The organism is Desulfobulbus alkaliphilus (genome assembly GCF_016918545.1).
GTDB lineage: Bacteria > Desulfobacterota > Desulfobulbia > Desulfobulbales > Desulfobulbaceae > Desulfobulbus > Desulfobulbus alkaliphilus.
The window spans coordinates 1-394 of record NZ_JAFFQC010000410.1; the positions used below are offsets into that span (position 1 = coordinate 1).

Annotated in this window: 1 protein-coding gene; it reads left to right on the forward strand. The window is 49.5% G+C overall.

What is annotated here, in order from left to right; translation table 11 throughout:
* A partial coding sequence (locus tag JWG43_RS19170) for a hypothetical protein (RefSeq protein WP_205244489.1) occupies positions 1-391 on the forward strand: 391 nt, incomplete at its 5' end.
* Between the last annotated feature and the right edge of the window lie 3 nt (positions 392-394).

The following is a 394-nucleotide window of genomic DNA, read 5'->3' on the forward strand; positions in this document are numbered from 1 at the left end:
CTTCAAGACGGTCAGGGTGAATGAAGGGAACACCGGAAACAGCGCGGAAGACGGTTCTTCAAACATCCCGGAAAAAGAGCTGATAGGTTCTTTTGATGAATTATCGAATGATTCTGGTACCGGCTCCATAATTGATTCCCGTATTGAAGCCATGAACGGAACATTCAATGGAACATCTTCCGGTACAGTGAATAAAACACAGGAAGCAGATGAAAAGGGGGCCGCTGACAAGATCATGGAGAAAGCCTGGGACAAAGGACGGGATGGCTCCGAAAAGGATGGTCCACAAACACTCGATGCCAGTGAGGCCATTGCCGAGGTAGAATCCGATGTGCGTTCCCTGCTGCTCCAGATACAAGCGAAGGAGTTCGCGACGATGGTCTATGAGTAGTGC